15 protein-coding genes and 1 pseudogene are annotated in these 24346 nt (G+C 63.8%); 8 read left to right on the top strand and 8 right to left on the bottom strand.

Features of this window, described 5'->3' with window-relative positions; all coding sequences use genetic code 11:
- The first annotated feature begins 43 nt into the window (after positions 1-43).
- Together RPG13_RS04325 and RPG13_RS04320 are read left to right on the top strand one after the other, a co-directional pair.
- Positions 44-4876 carry an NAD-glutamate dehydrogenase gene (locus tag RPG13_RS04325; RefSeq protein ID WP_337124481.1) on the top strand — a complete coding sequence of 1611 codons (4833 nt, stop codon included), beginning with the start codon at positions 44-46 and terminating at the stop codon, positions 4874-4876.
- A gap of 91 nt (positions 4877-4967) precedes the next feature.
- A complete protein-coding gene (locus tag RPG13_RS04320; RefSeq protein ID WP_292712613.1) occupies positions 4968-6344 on the top strand; it encodes an MFS transporter in 1377 nt (458 codons plus the stop codon).
- A 206-nt stretch (positions 6345-6550) separates the two neighbouring features.
- Here RPG13_RS04320 and purH read toward each other — a convergent pair whose 3' ends face one another.
- The 4 genes from purH to htpX form a co-directional block, all read right to left on the bottom strand.
- Entirely contained in the window at positions 6551-8167 is a 1617-nt protein-coding gene (gene purH / locus RPG13_RS04315) for a bifunctional phosphoribosylaminoimidazolecarboxamide formyltransferase/IMP cyclohydrolase (protein WP_292712614.1), read from the bottom strand.
- A gap of 91 nt (positions 8168-8258) precedes the next feature.
- The gene (locus RPG13_RS04310; protein ID WP_337124480.1) at positions 8259-9983 is read right to left on the bottom strand and encodes a heparinase II/III family protein; all 1725 of its coding nucleotides are present in this window, start codon (positions 9981-9983) and stop codon (positions 8259-8261) included.
- A 138-nt stretch (positions 9984-10121) separates the two neighbouring features.
- A complete protein-coding gene (locus tag RPG13_RS04305; RefSeq protein ID WP_337124479.1) occupies positions 10122-11516 on the bottom strand; it encodes an RsmB/NOP family class I SAM-dependent RNA methyltransferase in 1395 nt (464 codons plus the stop codon).
- A complete protein-coding gene (gene htpX / locus RPG13_RS04300; RefSeq protein ID WP_337124478.1) occupies positions 11507-12538 on the bottom strand; it encodes a zinc metalloprotease HtpX in 1032 nt (343 codons plus the stop codon). Before htpX ends, RPG13_RS04305 begins: the two co-directional genes overlap by 10 nt.
- Positions 12539-12660: 122 nt before the next feature.
- On the opposite strand from htpX, the gene RPG13_RS04295 reads away from it, so the two are divergent.
- Positions 12661-12900: a DUF1674 domain-containing protein gene (locus tag RPG13_RS04295; protein WP_292627736.1), complete on the top strand. Its 240-nt coding sequence runs from the start codon at positions 12661-12663 to the stop codon at positions 12898-12900.
- A 22-nt stretch (positions 12901-12922) separates the two neighbouring features.
- Here RPG13_RS04295 and RPG13_RS04290 read toward each other — a convergent pair whose 3' ends face one another.
- Positions 12923-13594, bottom strand: a complete 672-nt coding sequence (locus tag RPG13_RS04290; RefSeq protein ID WP_337124477.1) for an HAD-IA family hydrolase — start codon at positions 13592-13594, stop codon at positions 12923-12925.
- A 176-nt stretch (positions 13595-13770) separates the two neighbouring features.
- On the opposite strand from RPG13_RS04290, the gene RPG13_RS04285 reads away from it, so the two are divergent.
- The 3 genes from RPG13_RS04285 (at position 13771) to RPG13_RS04275 (ending at position 17999) form a co-directional block, all read left to right on the top strand.
- Positions 13771-14640 (top strand): transglutaminase-like domain-containing protein, encoded by an 870-nt coding sequence (locus tag RPG13_RS04285; RefSeq protein WP_126104464.1) that lies wholly within the window; start codon positions 13771-13773, stop codon positions 14638-14640.
- A 344-nt stretch (positions 14641-14984) separates the two neighbouring features.
- Positions 14985-16346, top strand: coding sequence for a pilus assembly protein (locus RPG13_RS04280; RefSeq protein WP_337124476.1), 1362 nt, complete (start codon positions 14985-14987; stop codon positions 16344-16346).
- 384 nt (positions 16347-16730) lie between these two features.
- Positions 16731-17999 (top strand): SAM-dependent methyltransferase, encoded by a 1269-nt coding sequence (locus RPG13_RS04275; RefSeq protein ID WP_337124475.1) that lies wholly within the window; start codon positions 16731-16733, stop codon positions 17997-17999.
- A 318-nt stretch (positions 18000-18317) separates the two neighbouring features.
- On the opposite strand, the pseudogene acs reads toward RPG13_RS04275, so the two are convergent.
- Positions 18318-20272, bottom strand: a pseudogene (acs, locus tag RPG13_RS04270) (acetate--CoA ligase).
- Positions 20273-20579: 307 nt separating this feature from the next.
- On the opposite strand from acs, the gene RPG13_RS04265 reads away from it, so the two are divergent.
- Positions 20580-20852, top strand: a complete 273-nt coding sequence (locus RPG13_RS04265) for an usg protein (protein ID WP_095487597.1) — start codon at positions 20580-20582, stop codon at positions 20850-20852.
- Positions 20853-21025: 173 nt separating this feature from the next.
- On the opposite strand, the gene RPG13_RS04260 is transcribed toward RPG13_RS04265, so the two are convergent.
- Positions 21026-22060 (bottom strand): aldo/keto reductase, encoded by a 1035-nt coding sequence (locus RPG13_RS04260; protein WP_095487595.1) that lies wholly within the window; start codon positions 22058-22060, stop codon positions 21026-21028.
- A gap of 59 nt (positions 22061-22119) precedes the next feature.
- Positions 22120-23301, bottom strand: coding sequence for an MFS transporter (locus RPG13_RS04255; RefSeq protein ID WP_126104469.1), 1182 nt, complete (start codon positions 23299-23301; stop codon positions 22120-22122).
- Between the two features lie 133 nt (positions 23302-23434).
- Between RPG13_RS04255 and RPG13_RS04250 the strand changes: the two genes are divergently transcribed.
- Positions 23435-24343: a LysR family transcriptional regulator gene (locus RPG13_RS04250; protein WP_337124474.1), complete on the top strand. Its 909-nt coding sequence runs from the start codon at positions 23435-23437 to the stop codon at positions 24341-24343.
- The last annotated feature ends 3 nt before the right edge of the window (positions 24344-24346 follow it).

Below are 24346 nucleotides of genomic sequence, written 5' to 3'. Positions count from 1 at the left end.
TGCTACCATAGTTGCAAAACATATGACGGGAGGGATTAGCGACATGGCCGGCCTGAAATCCGCAAGCCAGTTGAAAAAGTTGAGCACGGCCAAGGGCAGCGAAAAGTCCGGCAGGCTTGCCGACTACCTGCTGGCCCGCGCGCCGGCCGAAGATGTCGCCGCCTATGATGTCGCCGACCTCGAACGCGCCGCCGATCTTGCCGGCCGCGCTGTCGCCAGGCACAAGAAGGGCGATTGCGTCGTCGCCATAGAGGTCGATTCCGGTGTCGTCCGCCAGGGCAGGCCAATGACCGTGATCACTGTCGTCAATGACAACATGCCGTTCCTGTTCGATTCCATCCTCGGCGAGATCTCCGAGAGCGCCGGCGAACCGCTGCTGGTTACCCATCCGGTCATCGTCGTCAGGCACGGCAAGAGCGGCGTCGACGAAATCCTCGGTGATGGTGGCTTTGCCAAGGGCGATCACAGCCATGAACGCTTGAGCGTCATCCACGTCCATATCGGCCGTCTTTCGGCCGAGCAGGCCGAGGCATTGGCCGGACGGCTGAAGAAAATATTGGACCAGGTGCGCGCCGCTGTCACCGACTGGAAGCCGATGCTGGCCCGCCTCGACCAGGCAATCTCGGAGTTCCGCTACGCTCCGGTGCCGCTCGACAAGGCCCACGTCACCGAAGCGATCGCCCTCCTCGAATGGTTGCGCGACGACAATTTCACCTTTCTCGGCATGCGCGAGTTCAAATACACCGGCGGCGAGAAGAGCGGCACGCTGGAGCGCACCGAAAAGCCTGGCCTCGGCATCCTCTCCGATCCCGACGTGCTGGTGCTGCGGCGCGGCACCGAAGCGGTGACGACGACGCCGGAAATCCGCGCCTTCCTGCATGGGCCGGAACCGCTGATCGTCACCAAGGCCAACGCCAAATCGTCGGTGCACCGCCGCATCTATCTCGACTACATCGGCGTCAAGACCTACACCGCCAAGGGCGTGCTTTCGGGCGAGCTGCGCATCGTCGGCCTGTTCACCTCGACGGCCTATACGCGCTCGGTGATGAAAATCCCCTATCTCAGGTCGAAAGCCGAAACGATCATCGCCAAATCCGGTTTCAACCCTGAAGATCACTCCGGCAAGGCACTGATCAACGTGCTGGAGAGCTATCCGCGCGACGAGTTGTTCCAAGTTCCGGTGCCGGTCCTGCGCAAGCACGCCGAAGCGCTTCTGGGGCTGATCGAGCGGCCGCGCGTCAGGGCGCTGGTGCGCGTCGACCAGTTCGACCGCTTCGTCTCGATCCTCGTCTTCGTGCCGCGCGACCGCTACGATAGCATCGTGCGCGAGAAGATCGGCACCTATCTGAAGACGGTGTTCGAAGGCCGGCTGTCGGCCTACTATCCCGCCTTTCCGGAAGGCGGACTGGCGCGCGTCCATTTCATCATCGGCCGTTCCGGCGGCAGAACGCCGAAGATCGACCAGGCGACGATCGAGGCAGCGATCCGCGCCATCGTGCGGACCTGGGACGACATTCTGCGCGAGACCGCGGCCGAGACCGGCGCCGATGCGACGCTCACGGCGATCGCCGCGCGCTTCTCGGGAAGCTATCGCGACAGCTTCTCGCCGGCTGAGGCATTGGCCGATGCCGGGCGCATCGCCAGGATCAGCGCGGCCAATCCGATCGCCATCGACTACTACCGCCATGTCGACCAGGAACCGCATCAGGCGGCGCTGAAGATCTATCACCATGGCAGCCCGGTGGCGCTGTCGCGACGGGTGCCGGTGCTGGAGAACATCGGTTTCCGCGTTATCAGCGAGCGCACCTTCGAGGTCGGCGACGATGCTTCCGGCATGATCAATAGTGATCAGCCGGGCATGATCAATAGTGATCAGCCGGGCATGGTCTTCATCCACGACATGGAGCTCGAAAACAGCTACGGCAAGCCGATCGACCTTGACGACCGCGGCGCGCTGTTCGAGGACGCGTTCCTTTCCGTCTGGCGCGGCGACATCGACAATGACGGCTATAACGGCCTTGCCCAGACCGCCGGCCTGTGGTCGGGCGAGGTCACCATCCTGCGTGCCTATGGCCGCTATCTGCAGCAGGCCGGGATCCCGCAGAGCCAGGATTTCATTGCCGCCGCGCTCAACCGCTATCCGGAAATCGCGCGTGGCCTGCACGAGCTGTTCGTTGCCCGCCTCGGACCGACGGCGGAGACGGAAGGGGTGGTCGCGGCCAAGCACCTCAAGGCCAAGATCAGGGATGCGTTGGAGGAGGTTCCCAACATCGATGACGACACCATCATCCGTCGCTACCTCAACCTGATCGAAGCCTCGCTACGCACCAATCATTTCGTCCCCGATATGAAAGAGAAGGGCCAGTCGCTGGCGATCAAGCTCGATTCGCAGGCGGTCGACGGCCTGCCGGCGCCGCGGCCGTGGCGGGAGATCTTCGTCTACGGTTCCGAGGTCGAGGGCGTGCACCTGCGCTTCGGCCCGGTCGCCCGCGGCGGTCTGCGTTGGTCGGACCGCGCCCAGGACTATCGCACCGAGGTGCTCGGCTTGGTCAAGGCGCAGCAGGTCAAGAATGCGGTAATCGTGCCGGTTGGCGCCAAGGGCGGCTTCTATCCGAAGAAGTTGCCGATGGGCGCCGGCCGCGACGCCATCTTCGAAGCCGGCGCGTCCGCCTACAAGAATTACGTCTCCAGCCTGTTGTCGATCACCGACAATATCGGCATCGACGACGTTATCCCGCCTGCCGGTGTGATCAGGCGCGACGAGGACGATCCCTATTTCGTCGTCGCCGCCGACAAGGGCACGGCGACCTTCTCCGACACCGCCAATGCCATCAGCGAGAAGCATGGCTTCTGGCTCGACGACGCCTTCGCCAGCGGCGGCTCGGCCGGCTACGACCATAAAAAGATGGGCATCACCGCCAAGGGCGCCTGGGAAGCGGTCAAGCGGCATTTCCGCGAGATGAACCGCGATATCCAGACCACACCCTTCACCGTTGTCGGCGTCGGCGACATGTCGGGCGACGTGTTCGGCAACGGCATGCTCCTGTCCGAGAAGACCCGGCTGATCGCCGCCTTCGACCATCGCGACATCTTCATTGATCCCGATCCCGATATGGCGGCTTCGATGGCCGAGCGCCGGCGCATGTTCGCCCTCGCTCGTTCGAGCTGGCAGGACTACGACAAGACAAAACTGTCGGAAGGCGGCGTCATCGTCTCGCGCAGCCAGAAGTCGATCACGCTGCCGCCGGCCGCGGCCGCGGCGATCGGCCTCGGCAAGACAACCGCCTCGCCGGTCGAGATCATGAGCGCGATCCTCAAGGCGCCGGTCGACCTTTTGTGGTTCGGCGGCATCGGCACGTATCTGAGGGCATCGACGGAAACCAACCAGGATGTCGGCGATCGCGCCAACGATGCTATTCGGGTGACCGCGCTCGACGTGCGCGCCAAGGTCATCGGCGAGGGCGCCAATCTCGGCGTGACGCAGCGGGCCCGCATCGAGTTCGGGCTGAATGGCGGTCGCTGCAATTCCGACGCCATCGACAATTCGGGCGGCGTCAACTGCTCCGATGTCGAGGTCAACATCAAGATCGCGCTGGCTTCCGCCATGCGCAAGGGGGCGCTTACCCGCCCGGTGCGCAACAAGCTGCTTGCCGAGATGACCGACGAGGTAAGCGCGCTGGTGCTGTCCAACAATTACGAGCAGACGCTGGCGCTGTCCCTTGCCCGCAAGCGCGGCCTCGCCGACATCGCCCATCAGAGCCGTTTCATGGCAGCGCTCGAGGCGCGCGGCCTGCTCGACCGCGCGGTGGAGACGCTGCCTTCGCCGGCAGCTCTTGCCGAGCGTGAGGCGCGCGGTGAGCCGTTGACCAGGGCCGAGCTCGGCGTGCTGTTGGCCTATGCCAAGATCGTGCTGTTTTCCGACATTGTCGCCAGCGACGTGCCGGACGATCTGCATTTCGACCGTGACCTGATGGGTTATTTTCCGGACCGTATGGCGAAGAAATACGCGGCCGAGATCCATGGCCATCGCCTGCGCCGCGAAATCATCGCCCGTGTCGTCGCCAACGACCTGGTCAATCGCGGCGGTCCATCCTTCGTCAACAGGCTGCAGGAAGCGACCGGCCGCAGCGCGGCCGACGTGGTCCGGACCTTCGCCTTGGTGCGCGACGGCTTCGGATTGCCGGCGCTCTATCGCCAGATCGACGCGCTCGACAATCAGATCGACGGACAGGTGCAGCTCGACCTTTATCAGACCGTTAGCCGGCTTACTTATGTGGCCAGCGGCTGGTATCTCAAGAACGATACCGGCACCGCACCGCTCGGCGAACGGATCGCCGAATTGCAGGACGCGCGCAAAGCACTGGAGCCGAAGCTCGTTTCACTGCTGCCGGCCTTCTCGCGCGAGTGGATCGAGGAGCGGCGGCATGGTCTAGCCAAGGGCGGCGCGCCCGAAAGGCTGGCCGAACAGCTGGCGCTGACCGATGTGGCGGGCGTCGTCCCTGACATCGCGCTGACGGCCCGAACGGCGAATGCCGACATCGTCGTCGCCGCGAAAGCGTTTTTCGCTGTCAGCGATGCCTTCCGCATTCCGCGCGTCGAGGACGCGGCGCGCTCTATCGCGCCGTCCGACTACTACGATCAATTGGCTCTTTCCCGTGCCACCGACACAATCGGCGCGGCCAGGCGCGGCATCGCGGTGGCGGCGCTGACCGGCCATGCCGGGGCGGCGGACCCGGTGGCGGCGTGGCTGGAGGCGGGCGGGGAACGAGTCGTGCGTATCCGCGAGCGGCTGCAGGCGCTGACCGAAGGCGGCGACATCTCCGTGTCGCGGCTGTCGGTGGCATCGGGCCTGATCAGCGATCTGATGGGGATGTGAGAAGTCTTCCACATCGCGCGGGATTGCCGGCAAAAACTGCGCTATAGAGCGAAGCGGCGACCGCTCCGGGGCGCCGTTTGCGGGAGGGTATATGGCCGAAATAGCAGTGCAGCGGGCATCGGGACGCGGCATCTGGGGATGGATGCTGTTCGACTGGGCGGCGCAGCCGTTCTTCACGGTCATCACCACCTTCATCTTCGGACCCTACTTCGTCTCGCGCATGGCGAGCGATCCGGAGACAGGCCAGGCGGCATGGGGTTACGGCATCGCCGCAGCCGGGCTGGTCATCGCCGTGCTGTCGCCGATCCTCGGCTCGATCGCCGACCAGACCGGCCCACGCAAACCCTGGATTGCTTTGTTCGCCGCAATCAAGATCACCAGTCTTGGCCTGCTGTGGCTCGCCGCCCCCGGCTCCAATCTGTTTCTTGTGGTAGCGTTGTTCTCGCTGGCCTCCGTTGCCGCCGAATTCTCAACCGTGTTCAACGATTCGATGATGCCGCGTCTGGTGCCGAAGAGCGAAATCGGCCGAATCTCGAATATGGCATGGGGTCTTGGCTATCTCGGCGGCATGATCGCGCTGATCTTCGTCGTCGCTTTCATGGCCAGCTCGCCGGAAACCGGCAAGACGCTCCTCGGCTTCAATCCAATCCTCGGGCTTGATCCGAAACTCGGCGAGGACGCACGGGCGACCGGACCCCTCTCAGCAGCCTGGTATTTCCTGTTCATTCTGCCAATGTTCTTCTTCACACCGGATGCGGTGAAGGGCATTCCCTTACGACCGGCGGTGCGCGAGGGGCTGTCGGAACTGAAATCGACACTGACCGAAATACGCAGGCGTAGCGGCATCTTCCGCTTTCTCGTCGCCCGCATGATCTATCAGGACGGCGTCAATGCGTTGCTTGCGTTGGGGGGTGCCTTTGCGGCGGCGATGTTCCACTGGTCGATCACCGAGATAGGCCTGTTCGGCATCATCCTCAACGTCGTCGCCATCGTCGGTTGCCTCATTGCCGCACGCCTCGACACGGCGCTTGGCTCCAAGACCATAGTGATGATTTCGCTTGTCCTGCTCAGCATCGCGACGATCGGCATCGTCTCGACCGGGCCAGGCTATACGCTGTTCGGTGCCTGGATGATGCCTGGAGCCGATAGCGGCGGATTGTTCGGTACACCGGCGGAAAAAGCCTACATCTTCTTTGGTCTGCTGATCGGGCTTGCCTTCGGACCGGTGCAGGCATCGTCGCGCTCCTATATGGCGCGCAGCGTCACCGCTGCCGAATCGGGCCGCTATTTCGGCATCTATGCGTTGGCCGGACGGGCTACGAGTTTTGCTGCGCCGTTCATGGTGGCGACGATCACGCTGGCCAGCGGCTCGGCGCGGCTCGGCATGGCGGCAATCGTGCTGTTCCTCGGCGTCGGCCTAGCGATCTTGATTCGCACGCCTTATCCGGCGGACCAGCCGGCGGCGTAGGGGCGCCTTTCCCTTCTCCCCTTGTGGGAGAAGGTGGATCGGCGCGTAGCGCCGAGACGGATGAGGGGTGTTGGAAGAAACTCAACCTGAAACATCAAGGGATTTGAAGCGCTTACGTCTTCGTCGCAACGATCCTGCCAGCACCCCTCATCCGACCGAGCTTCGCTCGGCCACCTTCTCCCACAGGGGGAGAAGGGAAGAAGGGCTCAGTGCCTGAAATGCCTGACGCCGGTAAACACCATGGCGATACCGTGCGCGTCGGCGGCGGCGATGACATCGTCGTCGCGCATCGAGCCGCCCGGCTGGATGACGGCCGTAGCGCCGGCTTCGATCGCCGACAGGAGCCCGTCGGCGAAGGGAAAGAACGCGTCTGACGCGACAACAGAACCTTTGGTCAGCGGCTCGGCCAGGCCGGCAGCCTCGGCCGCGTCGAGCGCCTTGCGGGCGGCGATGCGCGAGGAATCGACCCGGCTCATCTGGCCGGCGCCGATGCCGACGGTGGCGCCATCTCTGACATAGACGATGGCGTTCGACTTGACGTGCTTTGCGACGCGGAAAGCGAATTTGAGATCGGCCATTTCGGCCGGCGTCGGCGCGCGCCTGGTCACCACTTTCAGGTCGAGGTCGTCGACCACCGCATTGTCGCGGCCCTGGACGAGCAACCCGCCGGAAACGGATTTCACGGTGGTGCCGGCCGAGCGCGGATCGGGCAGGCCGCCGGTGACAAGCAAGCGTAGATTCTTCTTGGCGGCGACGATGCGGATAGCTTCTTCCGAGGCGCCCGGCGCGATGATGACCTCGGTGAAGGTTTTCACGACCTCCTCGGCGGCCTCGGCATCGAGAATACGGTTCATCGCGACAATGCCGCCAAAGGCCGAGACCGGATCGCAGGCAAGCGCCTTGGCGTAGGCCGCCTTCAGCGAAGTGCCCTCGGCGACGCCGCACGGGTTGGCGTGCTTGATGATGGCGACGGTGGCGGAGCGGGCCGGATCGAACTCGCCAACCAGCTCGAAGGCGGCGTCGGTGTCGTTGATGTTGTTGTAGGAAAGCTGCTTGCCCTGAAGCTGGCGCGCCGTCGCGACGCCCGGCCGCTTGTCGCCATCGATGTAGAAGCCGGCGCCCTGATGCGGGTTCTCGCCGTAGCGCATCACCTGGTCCAGTCTGCCGCCGAAGGCGCGCCAGGTGGGATGCTCGATCTCCAGCGCCTCGGCGAACCAGCCGGAGATCGCCGCATCATAGCTGGCAGTGCGGGCAAAGGCCTTGGCCGCCAGCTTCTTGCGGAAATCCAGCGAGAGCGAGCCGAAATTCATCTCCAGAGCGTTGAGCACCGAGGCATAGTCCTCGGGATCGGTGACGATGGCGACATAAGCGTGGTTCTTGGCCGAAGCGCGGATCATCGCCGGGCCGCCTATGTCGATGTTCTCGACGATCGAGGCGTAAGCGGCCCCGGAGCGGCGGACATCCTCGAAAGGGTAGAGATTGGAGACGACGAGATCGATAGGCTCGATGCCATGATCGCGCATCGCCGCCGCGTGTTCGGGATCGTCGCGCACGCCAAGCAGCGCGCCATGCACCGACGGATGCAGCGTCTTGACGCGGCCGTCCATGATCTCTGGAAAGCCGGTAAGCTCAGAGACGTCGCGGACGGCCATGCCTGCCTCAGCGATCGCCTTTGCCGTGCCGCCGGTGGAGACCAGCTCGACACCCGCCGCGGCCAGCGCCCGCGCGAGATCGAGGAGCCCGGTCTTGTCGAAAACGGAGAGCAGCGCGCGACGCACGGGAACGAGATCGGGCTCGGGAATGTTCTTGGCGGCGACGGCCATGGGCTGGCGGCCTTTCACGGCTGGTTGGGAAAGTGTCCGCGCGCCGTAGCACATGAGACCTGGAAATCAAACTGCGAGGCTAGCCGCAGTCTCAGCTTTTTTCCGGATGACCGGCGATGACCGTTCGCGTCAGTTGCCAATGGACTTCGGAAACCTCCGATGCCCTGAAGGCCAGCACGATCTGCCGGCTGCGGCGCGGGCCGCCAAGACCGGCGAAATAGATGGATTCCTCGACCTCGGGCGCCACCTCGGTACAGGTGAACACCCAGGTGTCGGCCTGGTCAGCGGCCAGCACCAGGCGGTCGTGCTCGTCCTGAAGCAGGCCTATGTCGGGATGGATGTGGAAGCGCACCGTGACGAAATCGCGGCCATTGTTGCGGATCGCGGCATTGCCGGGCCGCTGAAAACGGTCCCTGCCGGCGAGCACGTTGCCGTTCGTCGACAATTTCAGCTCGCGCTCATGCAGCAAGCCGAAGCGCGCGACATAGCCGTCGTGACGGGCCAGGAAACCCTGGCTGCCCGGCTGGTCGGTGCGTTTGCAAGGCACATGCTGCGGGCCGCCGATCAACGGCGTGCCGAGGAGATCGTTGACGCGCAGCGAATGGCTGAAACGCGCCGACGAGGTGTCGTTGATGGTGGCGGTCGAGTGGGCGGCCGTGGCGCGGGCAAGCGGCCTGAATTCGGCGGCGCCATAGGTGTCGACGCCAGCGTTGACGACATAATGCTGGCGGCCGGACGACAGCTCGAAGGCCAGGCATCCGGCGTGCGCCGCGTTGGAAACGTCGATGGGCGGTGGCAGGCCGGTATCGGCGACCACGGTGACGCCGCCCATGGAGAGGCGTTCGTAGCCCGAATGTGGCGCGTGCAGCAACGGCGCGCCGGCGGTGTCGTCGTGGCGCAGAATGGTGGCGATGCGGTCGTGGATGGTCGCGCCCATGCCGTTGAAGCGGGCGAGGCTGCCGTCCTGGTGGCGAAAGAAGCGCAGCGCCGGCAGCATACGGTCGATGGCGCCCATCAGCGCCGCCGGCGGCGTCTCGGCTTGATTGGCATAAGTCTGGCGCAACGGCAGAAGGTCGGCGAGGATTTCAAGCACGGTCATCGGATTGCGGGAAATATGGCCGCCATCCGGCAGAATCTGACGGTCAAGCTCTTCGGCCAGGTTGCGGGTCGCGCCGCGCAAAGCCGATGCCGGCGCCGGTAGCGACAAAGCGGCAAAGGCAAGCGCGATGCGGGCGCGCAGCCTGTCCTTGCCGTCCGGCATCTCGCGTGCCATCGCCCTGAGATAGCGGATCTGCACGGCCAGCGATTTCAGGAATGCCCGGTAAAAGGGAAATTCAGCGCCCTGCAGCACCACCGAGGAATGCTGCAGCCAGGCGATGACGCGCTTGGCCGTCGTGCCGGGCTCCCAGGCGACACCGGAAATTTGGCTGCCATGGATGGTGATCCAGTCGGAGACCAGCGCGCGCGCGTTGGCGGCGGCAAGCTCGGTGCCGGCGGCGCGCATATGGCGCAGCCAGCGAAAACCGTGCAGGGCCTTTTGCCATCCGGGATTGGGCACGGCGATCTGGAAGGGCGATTTGCCGCCGGTCTCGACCAGATGTCCCGACAGCGGATAGCGGCCATAGTAGATCTCCAGCGCGATCTGGGGGTCGGCCAGGCGCAGGTCCGGCGGAGCGATCAAAACGCGTTCCGGCGTGCGGCCGGAGTAGCGCCAGCGATAGACCGGCCCGGCGCGCAGGCGCCGGCGCGTCTTGCGCCAAAACTCCTTCGCGACAAGCGTCCATAGACGTGTCGTGCTGCCGGCAGCGATCGCCAAAAGCCCTCCTCATAGCCCTCAAGCCGAAGACAAGTTTATATGATTCAAGAACTTATGCGAAGGCGAATTCATCGGAAGCTTTGGAGTTCAGCCTGTTTTCCGCAGGATTCAACCTAAATAGTCGTCAAATTTTTAGCATTAGCCGGCTCTGCGCATCCGGGCGGCGAAGAAGCCGTCTAGGCCGGACCGTTCCGGTGAGCCGAGATCGAGATCGGCGGGCGTGGTGCGCAGCGTGCCTTGCGGCGTCAGGAACGGATCGATGCCGGCGATCTCTCCCGGGCGGAGCGGATCGTCGACGATATCAGCCGTCCCGGCGAGGAACGCGCGGTGAAGCGCCTCGCCTTCGAGCGGGTCGAGCGAACAGTTGGAAAAGACGATGCGCCCGCCGGGCCTGACCAGGGTGACGGCGCGGGCGAGTAGCCTTCGCTGCAGATCGGCGAGCTTTTCGACGTCGGCCGCGGTCTTCGTCCAAGGCACGTCGGGATGCCGCCGCACCGTGCCGGTCGAAGAGCAGGGCGCGTCGAGGAGGACGGCGTCGAACAGTTCCTTCGGCTCATATTTGAGCAGATCGGCCTGAACGATCTCTGCGGACAGGCCGAGCCGCTCGAGATTCTGCGAGAGCCGCGCCAACCGGTTTTTTGAGGAATCGATCGCGGTGACCTTGGCGCCGCCAAGTATCAGCTGGGCGGTCTTGCCGCCTGGGGCGGCACAGAGATCGGCGACGCGCAAACCCTTTATGTCGCCGAAGAGCCGGGCCGGAAGGCTTGCCGCGGCATCCTGAACCCACCAGGCGCCATCTTCGAAGCCTGGCAACTCGGTGACGGAGGCGCTGAGCTTTTCCACCCGCACTGTGCCAGTCGGCAGCGCGATGCCGCCAAGCCGCTCGGCCCACAACGCGGGATCGGACTTGACGGTGAAATCGACCGGCGCCTCGTATCTGTGGGCAGCGAGAATTTGCCTGGCTTTCTCAGTGCCATAGGCGGCCTTCAGCCGGTCGGAAAACCATTTTGGCGCTTCGTCGGTAGCGGCAAGCGCTGCAGCCAGCTCGGCCTGCTTGGACCGCGCCAGCGTGCGCAGCACACCGTTGACGAGACCGGAGAAGCGCACCGTGCGCGGATCGGACTTGGCGTGGGTCACGGCAAGGTCGACGGCGGCGCTGTCGGGAATGTCGAGGAACAGGATCTGTGCCGCCGCCACATGCAGAATATGCGAAAGCGCGGTGGCATTGGGCGGCAGCGGCTTTTCCAGGCGGCGGGCCAGCAGCCCTGATATGGTCATGCGGAAGCGCAGCGCAGTGACCAGTATGGCACGCACCAGCGCCCGGTCGCGCAGGTCCAGCGCCTTGTATTGCGGATGGCCGTTCTCATGGTCGGTCAGCCCGTCAAGCGGCGTCCTCGCGTCGATGACGGCAGCAAGCAGCCGTGCGGCCGCCTTGCGCGCGGCGAGACCGGCAACGGGCTCGCCGGGGCTCACCGCATTGTTTTCATGATCGCCTGAAATTCGGTGCCGGCGTTTCGCTTCGCTCACGACCACGGACCCTTGGGTCCGGTCGGATTGCGGCCCCAGGGATTGGATTTCGGCCGGGCCGGTTGCGCCGCCGGCTGCTCAGGCTGCTGTGCTGCCTGCTCCCACGGGCCCGAAGGCTGCTGATCGCCGGCCTGATCTGGCATCGGAGCTTGCGGCCGCGACTGGGCGGATCCGCCACCGACCGCCATGTCCCGCGCCATCGCCTGCAGGGCCGCGATGCGGTTATCGGTATTCGGGTGGGTGGAAAACAGACTGTCCATGCGCTCGCCGGAAAGAGGATTGATGATGAAGAGGTGGGCGGTCGCCGGATTGCGCTCGGCATCCGGGTTGCGGATGCGTTCGGCGCCACAGGCGATCTTGTCAAGGGCCGAGGCAAGCCAAAGCGGGTTTCCGGCTATTTCGGCGCCGCGCCGGTCGGCCTCGTATTCGCGGGTACGACTGATCGCCATCTGCACGATCATCGCAGCAAAGGGCGCCACGATCATCGCCACCAGCACGCCGACAAAGCCGAACGGATTGTTGCTGTCGCGGTTGCCGCCGAAAAAGAAGGCGAAATTGCCGAGCATCGAGATCGCGCCGGCAAGCGTGGCGACGATCGTCATGGTCAGCGTGTCGCGGTGCTGCACATGGGCGAGCTCGTGCGCCATCACCGCGGCGACTTCTTCAGGCGACAGTTGCTGCAACAGTCCGGTGGTGGCGGCGACCGCGGCGTTCTGCGGGTTGCGGCCGGTGGCGAAGGCGTTGGGCTGCGGGTTGTCGATCAGATAGGTTTTCGGCATCGGCAGGCCGGCCTGTCTGGCGAGGCTCTGCACGATGGCGTAATATTCCGGCGCATTCCTTTCGTCGACCTCGACCGCGCGGTGCATCGACAGCACCATCTTGTCGGCGTTCCAATAGCTGAACAGGTTCATGCCGGCGGCAATCAGCAAGGCGATCACCATGCCGCCCGATCCGCCGATCAGATAGCCGACGCCCATGAACAGCGCGGTCATCGCGGCCAAAAGCATGGCGGTGCGAAGTGTGTTCATCGTCTGCTCCGTTTCTGCCGGCGCTGCGTAAAAGGGGTCGATCCTTGTCGGCTCATCGCTATATGATGGGAAACACTGGCCCCTGTTTCAATTGGCGCCGGTTTCTCTGTCGGGAATATCGCATGATCGACGAATCCAGCAATACAGCCGAAACCAGCAATACAAATGCCGACCCCACCTACGACGCGCCTCGAAAGACGCTGACGCCGGCAGCCCGCCGCGCCTTGGCGGAAGCGGAAGCACGGCGCGAACACTACCGCCAGCAGGAAGCCGCGATGCCCCGGGAGATCGGCGGTCGTGGCGGCAAGGAGCCCGGCCGCTATGGCGATTGGGAGGTCAAGGGCCTGACCAGCGATTTCTAGGCACGACCCTGATACTTGAGGCTTAGCAGACCTCGGCGGCGCGCTCCGGCTCGAGGGCGATCCAGCCGCGGTCGTCAACAGCGATGCCGATCGCGTCGTAACCGGCGATTGTGGCATGCGGCGTTTGCAGCGGATGCTGGTGCGTGGCGCTGATCACCATGACCGCAGCACCTGCCGCCTCGGCCGCCGATATTCCGGCGGGCGCATCTTCGAAAACGAGGCAGTCGCGCGCATCGACGCCCAGCCGCTCGGCCGCCAGCCGGAAGCAATCGGGCGCCGGCTTGCCGTGGGAAACGTCCTCGGCCGCGACAAGGACGGCGGGAAGCGGGATGCCGGCGGCCGCGATGCGCAGGAGAGCCAGCTCGCGCGGCGCAGAGGTGACGATGGCCCAGCGCTCGGGCGGCAGCGACGCCAGAAACGCCGCGGCGCCGGCGATCGGAAGGATGCCGTCGATATCGGCCACCTCGGCCTTCAGAAGCGCATCGGCTTCGCGCATCGGGTCGACGCCTGGAAGCGCCAGTCGAGCTATGGTCTCAATCGCCCGCACGCCGTGGATCGTCGGCAGGAATGCAGCAACGTCGAGACCTTGCCGGTGTGCCCAATCTGCCCATACCCTTTCTGCCGCGGCAATCGAATTGACCACTGTGCCGTCCATGTCGAACAGGAAGGCTGCGAATTTTTTGCCTGCGAACATCTGCTATCCCGGGAGGTTGTTTCGGAGAGATCAAAGCCTGTCGATCGACCGTAACGTCGCGTCGGCTGCATGGGAAGGCGCGAGGCCGCGTTTTCGACAATGCCAGGGAACCACGGCGAGCCGTCTCGCGTTCACCAGACTGTCTTCCGCGATGCTCAAAAAGGGGTGGAACCGCGATGCTGATTCGGCTCGGCTACGAAATCGCCATCGACTGTGCGGAAGCCACCCCGGTGATTTCGCTGCTCGAGATCCACAAGGAGCGGCAGGCAGACATCAAGCGGCAGACGCGCGTGCTGACCTCGCCGGCCGTCCCAACCAGGCTCTATCACGACCTTTATGGCAACACCTGCCGTCGCTTCACGGCGCCTGGCGGCGGCTTTCGCATTCTCTACGACGCCGTCGTCGAGGACAGCGGCGAGGCCGACGAGGTCAACCTACTGGCCAGGGAAGTGCCGGTGGCGGAGTTGCCCGACGAAGTGCTCTGCTATCTGCTCGGCAGCCGCTATTGCGAGACCGACCACCTAGGCGGATTGGCCTGGCAGGTTTTCGGCCCTGTTCCATCCGGTTGGGCGCGGGTGCAGGCGATCGTCGACTATGTCCACAACCGTCTGTCGTTCGGCTACGGCTATGCGCGCCCGACACGCACGGCGGCGCAGGCGCATGAAGAGCGCGTCGGCGTCTGCCGCGACTTCGCTCATCTGGCGATCACGCTCTGCCGCTGCATGAACATCCCCGCCCGCTATGTGAACGGTTATCTCGGCGACATCGGCGTGCCGCTCGACCCGGCACCGATGGATTTTTCGGCGTGGCTGGAAGTGTTCCTCGATGGCAAATGGTACACGTTCGACCCCCGCCACAACATGCCGAGGATCGGCCGCATCGTCATCGCGCGCGGCCGCGACGCGACAGATGTGCCGCTGCTGCACAGTTTCGGCCCGCACCGGCTTGGGCTGTTCAAGGTCTGGACCTACGAGCAGGAAAGCAACTTGTTCAACCCGCCCCATCGCGGCGTCGACAGGACCGTCAGCGCGCAGATGCTGGCATAGAAGCGCAGGCGAACGGCGTGCGTCCCGCTGTTACTATCATCCGGGGCTGTTCTACAGATCTGGTGAGCCTGATCCGCTTCGGCACAGCCCGTCTGTGCCGGATCGGGACCGAGTTCTTGTGCTCCACGGCACACGGCGGGATCATGGTAAGCATTTCGTAAACGAAACTGCCGCAGCGGCTTGCCGTTTACCGGTTGTTCACCCTGTCGCATTCCCAAACCAAGCAGAAACAATGGTTTGACAATGAGCCGTTGGCTGTTGGTCCCTTGGCGGTGCCATCCGGCCGGATTCCTGCAATGCGCCTTCACACGACCTCGATGTCGTTGGCGAATGGAGGCGGAAGCATGCGGCATTTTGGGGGTCTTGTTGACGCGATCGGCGGCTTTGCCAAGGATCGCAGCGGAAATTTTGCGGTTCTGTTCGGCATCGTCGCGTCGGTGCTGGCACTGGGCGCCGGCTTTGCCGTCAACGTCTCCCAGCTCTCCAACGCCAAGTCGAGCCTGCAAGGCGTGGTCGATGCGGCGGTGACCTCGACGGCGCGCGACCTGACGACCGGCGTTATCAAGGAGGCCGATGCCAACACATCGGTGCAGGCCTTTCTCAACGCCAACAGCCAAGCGGGCATCCTGAGCGCTGACCAGATCGTCCTCGACAAATTGACAGTCGACAAAATCGCCAAGACGGTCCAGGCGGACGTCCATGTCGATGTCGGCCTTTATTTTCCGATTTTCAGCATGGGTGATATGAAGCGCGTTGCCGCATCGACGACGGCGGTCTATTCGGACAAGACGATCGAAGTGGCGATGATGCTCGACGTCACAGGGTCGATGGCGGGCCAGAAAATCATCGATCTGAGGACGGCTGCGGCGAACGCGGTCGACAGCTTCCTGAGCGGTCAGGACCCCGCCAAGCCACGGGTGCGAGTCTCCATCGTGCCCTACGCCAATTCGGTGAATGCCGGCGCGCTTGCCGGCAGCAGCGTCTATGTCGAAACCTCGACCAGCCAGCGCAAGCAGGCGCCCGGCAATGGCGCCGTACAGTACGTCTCCGGCTTAACGCGTCCGGACAATTGCGCCACCGAGCGCAAGGGCACCTATCAATATTCGGATGCCGGTCCCGATGTCAGCATGGTCAATCGCGACTACCTGTTGTCGTCCTTCGCCTGGCAGACCGGCACGGCTGCCTGCCCGGCCGCCGCGTTGAAGCCGCTGACGGCGGACGCCACGGCGCTCAAGAACGTCATCAAGAACTTTGTCGCGTCGGGCGGCACCGCGGGCCATATCGGCGTGCAGTGGACCTGGTACATGCTTTCGGAAAACTGGGGCAGCGTGATGAATGCTTCGCAGCGGCCGGCCAAGGCGGATCCGAAAAAGGTCGCCAAAATCGCGATCCTGATGACCGACGGCGAGTTTAACCTGTCCTATTTCGACGCCAGCACTGTCGGTGAGGTCTACAATGATGCCGGCAAGGAACCGACTCGCACGGCAGCCAAGACGCTGTGTACCGCCATGCGCGACAAGGGCATCGAAATCTTCACCATCGGTTTCGATCTCAACGAGGAGAATGCCCAGGCGACACTGCAGAATTGCGCGAGCCCGGATACCGCCAAGATCAAGCACTTCTATCAGGCCGCCAACGGGACGGAACTCAATCAGGCTTTCCAGGACATAGCGCGCAACATCGAAAGCCTGGCACTGACCAAGTAGAGGGCATTGACCAAACGGGGTCCAGAACAAGGAAAAGGCCGCCGCTTCTTTCGAAGCCGGCGGCCTTCCGTGTTTCCGTCCATGGCGCGGCCCATGGCGGCGACGTTTTACGTCGCCAGCCGCGCATCTCGCGCCTTAACGGGAAGACTGCTTCCCGAAAGTGCAATCCGCTGAGGCCACGTTCTGGAAAACGAAATCACTCGACATCGGATCACCTCCTTTCGATTTGTTGAACACGCCCTCATGATGGGGTGTCGATCCGCAAATGGCAAGGCGCCATGGTGAAAATGCCGTGCGAGCTTGTCGCTAGCGGCTTGCGACTATCCGATCGGACAGGCAAAGTCGGCGCCGGACCGCCAGCGTGCTGAGCATGAGAGGACGGGAATGGAGGCAGCCGACAAGGCAGCACGGATTGTTCGAACGGCTATCGAAACGCTGAAGCCGGGTTTCGCGGTCAGGCTGTGGACCGGCGAGCGGATCGGGCCGGTCACCGGCCCTGTGCTCACCATCAATGACCAGGACATCGTCTGGCAGGTGATCCGCCGGCCGTCCCTTTCGACGCTGATCGAAATGTGGATTTCCAAGACAATCGACGTGGAAGGCGGATCGCTGTTCGATTTCTACGCCCTGCCTTCGCAAGGCAAGCTCAGGACGAAGCTAAAGACATTGCCGAAACTCGCGATCTTGCGGGACTTGCCGGCCGTGCTGTTTTCGAGAAAGCAGATGGCGGCGCGGACCAACCTTTCCGGGCGCAACCCCTTCGTCAGCGGGTCGAACAGGCAAGCGATTCAGCACCACTATGATATTTCGAACGCCTTCTACCGGCTCTTCCTCGATGAACGCATGGTCTATAGCTGCGGCTATTTCACCGATTTCGCCAATAGCATCGACCAGGCGCAGAAAGACAAGCTCGACCACATCTGCCGCAAGCTCCGGCTGAAGCCGGGCGAAAGGCTGCTCGACATCGGCTGCGGCTGGGGAGCCATGCTCATCCATGCCGCGAAAAATTACGGTGTCGTCGGCCTCGGCGTCTCGCTGTCGGAAGCCCAGACCCAACTCGCCCGCGAGCGCATCCGCGCCGAGGGGCTGGAGGATCGCATCACCATCGAGATAAAATCCTACGCCGAGCTGTCCGGCTCCTTCGACAAGATATCGTCGATCGGCATGTTCGAGCATCTGGGCCTCGCCAACCACGCCGCCTATTTCTCGACCATCCATCGCCTGCTCAAGCCGGGCGGCATCTATCTGCACCACGCCATCACCCGGCGCGACAAGGGCAGCATCAAGAAGACCTTGCGCAAGGGCCCGGAATTCAAGGCGTTGATCAAATACATCTTTCCCGGCGGCGAGCTCGACACGATCGGGATGACGCTCGGCAATCTCGAAGCGCACGGCTTCCTCGTCTACGATGTCGAGAATTTGCGCGAGCACTACGCCCGCACCTGCCGCCTGTGGGCCGAGCGCCTGCACGCACGCTTCGACGAAGCGATCGCCGAGGTCGGCGAAGCCAAGGCGCGCCTCTGGCTGCTTTATCTCACCGGCTGTTCGATCACTTTCGAACGCGCCTCGGCGCAGATTTTCCAGACCGTCGTCACCAAGCGGGCGCGGGGTCCAAGCGGTCTGCCGCCGACGCGAGCGGATTTGTATCGATGATCAGCACACATGTTGCGTTCTGCCGCGATCCTTCGCGCCCCCCTCTGTCCTGCCGGACATCTCCCCCACAAGGAGGGAGATTGGCCGTCACCACGGCTTTCGCCAATCGCCGGCGTGGTATTCTGGGCGCGGCGCCCGAACTGCCGATCTCCCCCCAAGTGGGGGAGATGTCCGGCAGGAGAGAGGGGCGCTGTCCCGCCCTCATCTCAAATGTTCTGCACCGCCTAAACGAACCGCATCATCTCTCGACACGGGCCGGCCGGTCGACCAAGCAGTAGACGCCGAGATTTGCGCACGTTGTGGCGGTTGCTGCCTGCATCAAGCCCTCTTGTTTTGCCGGTTGGCGACGAGGTCGTCGACGACCGCCGGATCGGCCAGCGTCGAGGTATCGCCGAGCGCGGCGAAATCGTCCTCGGCGATCTTGCGCAGGATGCGCCGCATGATCTTGCCCGAACGGGTCTTCGGCAGGCCGGGAGCGAACTGGATCTTGTCGGGCGTGGCGATGGCGCCGAGTCTTTGCGGACATGGGCGACAAGTTCCTTGCGCAGCTCCTCGCTCGGCTTCTCGCCTGCCATCAGCGTGACGTAACAGTAGATGCCCTGGCCCTTGATGTCGTGCGGATAGCCGACGACGGCAGCTTCCGAGACTTTCTCGTGCGAAACCAGCGCGGATTCGACCTCGGCCGTGCCCATGCGGTGGCCGGAGACATTGATGACGTCGTCGACGCGGCCGGTGATCCAGTAGTAGCCATCGGCGTCGCGGCGGCAGCCGTCGCCGGTAAAGTATTTGCCCTTATAGCTCGAAAAATAGGTCTGTTCGAAACGCTCGTGGTCGCCATAGACGGTGCGCATCTGGCCTGGCCATGAATCGGCGATGCAGAGGTTGCCGCTGGCAACACCTTCCAGCACCTTGCCGTCGCCGTCCACCAGTTCCGGCTTCACGCCGAAGAACGGCCGCGTCGCGGAACCTGCCTTAAGGTGGGTGGCGCCGGGCAGAGGCGTGATCAGGATGCCGCCCGTCTCGGTCTGCCACCATGTGTCGACGATCGGCACCTTGCCGTTGCCGACGACGTTGAAATACCACTCCCAGGCCTCCGGATTGATCGGCTCGCCGACCGTGCCGAGCACACGCAGCGACTTTCGCGACGTCCTGGCGACATGGGCGTCGCCGGCGCCCATCAGCGCGCGCAACGCCGTCGGCGCGGTGTAGAAGATATTGACCTTGTGTTTGTCGATGACCTCCCAGAAGCGGGACTGCGACGGGTAGTTCGGCACGCCTTCGAACATCAGTGTGGTGGCGCCGTTGGCGAGCGGCCCGTAGACGATATAGCTGTGGCCGGTGACCCAGCCGACATCGGCCGTGCACCAGTAGATGTCGCCGTCATGATAGTCGAAGACATGTTGGTGGGTCATCGAGACATAGACGAGATAGCCCGCCGTGGTGTGCAGCACGCCCTTCGGCTTGCCGGTCGAACCCGACGTGTAAAGGATGAACAGCGGGTCCTCTGCCTTCATCTTCTCCGGCTTGCATTCCGCCTTAACCGTCGCGACCTCGTCGTGGTACCAGACGTCGCGTCCGGCCACCCAGCCGGTCTTGCCGCCGGTGCGGCGCACCACCACGACCTTCTCGACTTTCGTTCCGGCCTTGGCGGCGATCTCGATCGCCTTGTCGGTATTATCCTTCAACGGGATCGGCTTGCCGCCGCGCAGGCCCTCGTCGGCGGTGATGACGAAGGTCGACTTGCAGTCGTCGATGCGGCCGGCCAGCGCGTCCGGTGAGAAGCCGCCGAAGACCACCGAATGGATGGCGCCGATGCGTGTGCAGGCAAGCATCGCATAAGCGGCTTCCGGGATCATCGGCATATAGATGGTGACGCGGTCGCCTTTCCTAACGCCGTGCTTCTTCATCACATTGGCGAGCCGGCAGACATGCGCGTAGAGCTCGTTATAGGTGATCTTCCTGTCGTCGTAGGGGTTGTCGCCTTCCCAGATGATGGCAGTCTGGTCGCCGCGCTTCTTCAGATGCCGGTCGATGCAGTTCCATGAGACATTGGTCTCGCCGTCCTCGAACCATTTGATCGAGACCTTGCCGTCGAAGGAGGTGTTCTTGACCTTGCTGTAGGGCTTGAACCAGTCGATGCGCTTGCCGTGCTTGCCCCAGAACTTGTCCGGGTTCTTCACGCTGTCGGCGTACCATTTCAAATAGGTGTCATTGTCGATCAGCGCATTCTTCTTCCACGCCGGCTGGACGCGATGGACATGAACCTCGGACATTTCTTCACTTTCCTCCCGAAACCAGGCCGCCCGGCTTGACCGCCGTCGGCATCACGGCGAAGCGACCGCGAATTCGCGCGCATTATTAACAGTTCCGCGGTGACGGCAACATTAGACGTTGGATTTGCGCGGCGGGATGCCGCAGAAGCTTTTCCCACCGTTGTCAGCACTCGGGGTTGACGGCTGCTAACTTTATGATTTTGCATAGTAAACCCGGCTTCAACCACGAAATATCAATAGACGATTAAGCAAATAGCGCGCACAATTTCGCATTGGGAGGAAAGGAGAATCAACCCAGAGGATCGAAATGCGCGACCAATCCGAAATGGACCTGATGCTTAGGGGATATGGCTTGACCACGGCCAAGATTCTTTATCATTTTCCCGATCATCCGCATCTGCTGCAGAGCTTCATCTGGCAGGACTACGACATCGCTCCGAAATTTCCGGTGCTGATCCGGTTCATCGAGTTCTGGCAGACCAAGCTCGATGGCCCGCTGCATTCGGTGAGCTATACGCACCAGAAGCTGATCGCGCCGAATGAGTGGCACAAAGTCGACGGCGAGTTCGTGCTGCATTAGGGCATGTCGATATTCAGGTGAGGCCGGCCTGCGAATGGCGGTTTCCTGCGCTTCCGGTGCTCACGTACTTTAAGTACGCTCCGCTCCGGTTCTCGGAAGCCACCATTCTCGGCGCGCCCTGACCTGAATCTCAACATGCCCTGTCCCCGGGGCACTTGATGTATCGAGCGGGGTCAAACCGCAGGCGGGCTGAGCCTGGCAAAACCTTCCTGCCGGCGATACGGAAAATACGGATAGGGCGCGGTGACTTCGCTTGCTGCGTCGAGCTTCTTCATCTGGTCTGATGTCAATGACCAACCGACTGCGCCGAGGTTCTGGCGCAGCTGCTGCTCGTTGCGCGCGCCGACAATGACAGAGGCGACGGTCGGCCGCTGCAGCAACCAGTTGATGGCGATCTGCGGCACGGTCTTGCCGGTTTCCTGGGCGACAGTGTCGAGCGCATCGACGACCCGGTAGAGATGTTCGTCATCGACCGGCGGCCCGAAGCTCGCGGTGTCGTGCAACCGGCTTTTTTCCGGCAGTGGCTCGCCGCGGCGGATCTTGCCGGTCAGGCGGCCCCAACCGAGCGGGCTCCACACCAGCGCACCGACACCCTGGTCGAGACCGAGCGGCATCAACTCCCATTCATAGTCGCGCCCGACCAGCGAATAATAGACCTGATGGGCGACGTAGCGCGGGTAGCCATGCTTATCCGCCAGGCCGAGCGATTTCATCACCTGCCAGCCGGAGAAGTTGGAAACGCCGACATAGCGCAGCTTGCCGGCGCGCACGAGACTGTCCAGCGTCGACAGCACCTCCTCGATCGGCGTTGCGGCGTCGAAAGCATGCAGTTGCAGCAGGTCGATGTAATCGGTGCCGAGACGCTTGAGCGCGTCCTCGACGGCTTTGATGAGACGCGAACGGGAGGAACCGGCATCGTTGGGTCCGTCGCCCATCGGCAGCGAGGTCTTGGTCGAGATCAGCACGGCATCACGGCGGCCCTTGATGGCCGCGCCGAGCACTTCTTCGGAGGCGCCGTTCGAATAGACGTCGGCGGTATCGAACAGGTTGACGCCGGCCTCGAGGCAGATATCGATTAGCCGCCGCGCTTCCGTCGCATCGCTGTTGCCCCAGGCGCCGAACAGCGGGCCTGAACCGCCGAAGGTTCCAGCGCCGAACGAGAGTGCCGGGACCTTCAGGCCCGAGGCGCCTAGACGTCGATAGTCCATGGTTTTGCTCCTTGATGATGTCGGATGAGTTTTTTGAAGAGTGATTGAGGTTTGCCGACCTATGACCGCACGATTTCCGGTGTGGCGAGGACGGTATTTTGGTCGAGGCGAAGCGCCAGTGCCGCCACGGCCAGCGCCGAGAGCGGCAGCAGGGCCGCGACCCAGGTGACGGCGCCGAGGCCGGGACCATGGGCGATGACCATGCCGCCGAGCCAGGCGCCGGCGGCGTTGCCGAGATTGAAGGCGGCGATGTTGAAGGACGAGGCGAGGCTCTGGCCGGCGCCTTGCGCTTTCTCCAGCACCCACATCTGCAGCGGCGCCACAGTGGCGAAGGCGGCGGCGCCGAGCAGGCCGACATAGATGACGGCCATTGCCTGGCTGTGCAGGGCGAAGGTCATCGAGCCGAGCACCAGCGCCAGCACGACGAGACTGCCGAGAACCGAAGGCACCAGCCAGCGGTCGGCGAATTTGCCGCCGGCGAGATTGCCGGCGATGAGGCCGCCGCCGAAGACAAGCAGGATCGGCGACACGGCTGCTTCCTCAAAACCGGTGATCTCGGTCAGCAAGGGGGCGATATAGGTGAAGACGGCGAAGACGCCGGCATAGCCAAGCACGGTGGTGGCGAAACCAAGCAGAACCGGCGCGCGGCCGAGCACGGCGAGATCGCCGCGCAGGTCGCTCTTCTCCGGCTCTGTCTGGCTGCGCGGCACCAGCAGGAGAATGATGGCGAAGGCGACGATGCCGACAAGGGTTACAGCCCAGAAGGTCGCCCGCCAGCCGAAGGCCTGGCCGAGCCATGTGCCGAAGGGCACGCCGAGGATGTTGGCAATGGTCAGGCCGGTGAACATCAGGGCGATCGCCGAGGCCTTCTTGTTGGGCGCTACCAGCCCGGTCGCAACGACGGAGCCGACGCCGAAGAAGGTGCCGTGGGCAAAGGCGGTGAGCACGCGGGCACCCATCAGTGTCCAGTAGTCGGGGGCGAGCGCACAGGCGAGGTTGCCCAGCGTGAAGATCGCCATCAGCGCCAGAAGCACGGTTTTGCGCGGCCAGCGGCCGGTGGCGATGGTCAGCAGCGGCGCGCCGATGACGACGCCCAGCGCATAGCCGGAAATCAGCTGGCCGGCGGCCGAGATCGAGACGCCGAGATCGGTGCTGACGTCGAGCAGCAGGCCCATGATGACGAATTCGGTGACACCGATGCCGAAGGCACCGGCGGCGAGGGCATAAAGAGCAAGAGGCATGGCGGTTCCCACTTCGATCGCGGTCGTTTGATGGGACGCCGTGTCTTCCCACGCCCCGTCCCGGAAGATCGTGTCGCGATGTGCTGTGAACCAGCCTTGCGTCGGGCACATTGTCTGTGAAATAGATTCACGAATGGCGAGACCCGACATCAACCGCTCCGGCGAGATCGAAGTGTTCGTCCGCGTCGTCGAGGCGGGCAGCTTTTCGGCCGCCGCTCGCGCCTTGCGGATGACGCCGTCGGCGGTGAGCAAGCTGATTGCGCGCCTTGAGGCCCGTCTTGGCGCGCGCCTGGTCAGCCGTTCGACGCGCAAGCTGCAACTGACACCTGAGGGGGCGGCCTTCTTCGGCAGCGGCGTGCGCATCCTGGCCGACATGGCGGCAGCCGAGCGCGAGGCGGCGGCCGGTGCCGCCCCGCGTGGGCGGCTGCGCGTCAACAGCTACGTGCCGTTCGGGCAGCACCGGCTGATCCCGCTTTTGCCGCGCTTCCTCGAACGCTATTCGGAAATCGCCGTCGATCTGGTTTTGACCGACAGTGTCATCGACCTGTTGGAGGAGCGCGCCGATGTCGCGATCCGCGCCGGGCCGCTCGGCGAATCACGGTTGGTCGCCCGCAAGCTCGGGCAAAGTCCGGTGGTCGTCGTCGCCGCGCCATCCTACCTCAGGACGCATGGCACGCCCCGAACGCCGGCCGATCTCGATCGTCACAACCGGATGGGTTTCTGCTTCGTGCGCCATATCGACGGCTGGCCTTTCGTCGGCGCAGCCGGCGAGACCATTGTCGTCCCGATCACCGGAAATGCGCTGGTCAGCGATGGCGAGGCGATGCGGCTGATGGCGCTCTCCGGAGCGGGCATCGCCCGGCTGGCGCGCTGGCATGTGGAGCCCGACATCGCCGCCGGGCGGCTGGTACCGCTTCTGGAGGACTTCAACCCCGGCGATGAGGAGCTCACCCATGCCGTCTATGTCGGCCAGGGCAAGCACTTGCCGGCGCGGGTGCGGGCCTTTCTCGACTTTTTGGTCGAGACTGTCCGGTTGTCCTGAGCC

Source organism: Mesorhizobium sp. ISC15 (assembly GCF_037162615.1).
Lineage (GTDB): Bacteria > Pseudomonadota > Alphaproteobacteria > Rhizobiales > Rhizobiaceae > Mesorhizobium > Mesorhizobium mediterraneum.
This window is presented reverse-complemented; position numbering and strand designations above follow the sequence as displayed.

Bases quoted from the DNA above. Each gene is read 5' to 3' on its own strand.
- RPG13_RS04325 (WP_337124481.1), top strand. From the start codon at position 44: ATGGCCGGCCTGAAATCCGCAAGCCAGTTGAAAAAGTTGAGCACGGCC.
- RPG13_RS04320 (WP_292712613.1), top strand. From the start codon at position 4,968: ATGGCCGAAATAGCAGTGCAGCGGGCATCGGGACGCGGCATCTGGGGA.
- purH (WP_292712614.1), bottom strand. From the start codon at position 8,167: ATGGCCGTCGCCGCCAAGAACATTCCCGAGCCCGATCTCGTTCCCGTG.
- htpX (WP_337124478.1), bottom strand. From the start codon at position 12,538: ATGAACACACTTCGCACCGCCATGCTTTTGGCCGCGATGACCGCGCTG.
- RPG13_RS04295 (WP_292627736.1), top strand. From the start codon at position 12,661: ATGATCGACGAATCCAGCAATACAGCCGAAACCAGCAATACAAATGCC.
- RPG13_RS04290 (WP_337124477.1), bottom strand. From the start codon at position 13,594: ATGTTCGCAGGCAAAAAATTCGCAGCCTTCCTGTTCGACATGGACGGC.
- RPG13_RS04285 (WP_126104464.1), top strand. From the start codon at position 13,771: ATGCTGATTCGGCTCGGCTACGAAATCGCCATCGACTGTGCGGAAGCC.
- RPG13_RS04280 (WP_337124476.1), top strand. From the start codon at position 14,985: ATGCGGCATTTTGGGGGTCTTGTTGACGCGATCGGCGGCTTTGCCAAG.
- RPG13_RS04275 (WP_337124475.1), top strand. From the start codon at position 16,731: ATGGAGGCAGCCGACAAGGCAGCACGGATTGTTCGAACGGCTATCGAA.
- RPG13_RS04265 (WP_095487597.1), top strand. From the start codon at position 20,580: ATGCGCGACCAATCCGAAATGGACCTGATGCTTAGGGGATATGGCTTG.
- RPG13_RS04260 (WP_095487595.1), bottom strand. From the start codon at position 22,060: ATGGACTATCGACGTCTAGGCGCCTCGGGCCTGAAGGTCCCGGCACTC.
- RPG13_RS04255 (WP_126104469.1), bottom strand. From the start codon at position 23,301: ATGCCTCTTGCTCTTTATGCCCTCGCCGCCGGTGCCTTCGGCATCGGT.
- RPG13_RS04250 (WP_337124474.1), top strand. From the start codon at position 23,435: ATGGCGAGACCCGACATCAACCGCTCCGGCGAGATCGAAGTGTTCGTC.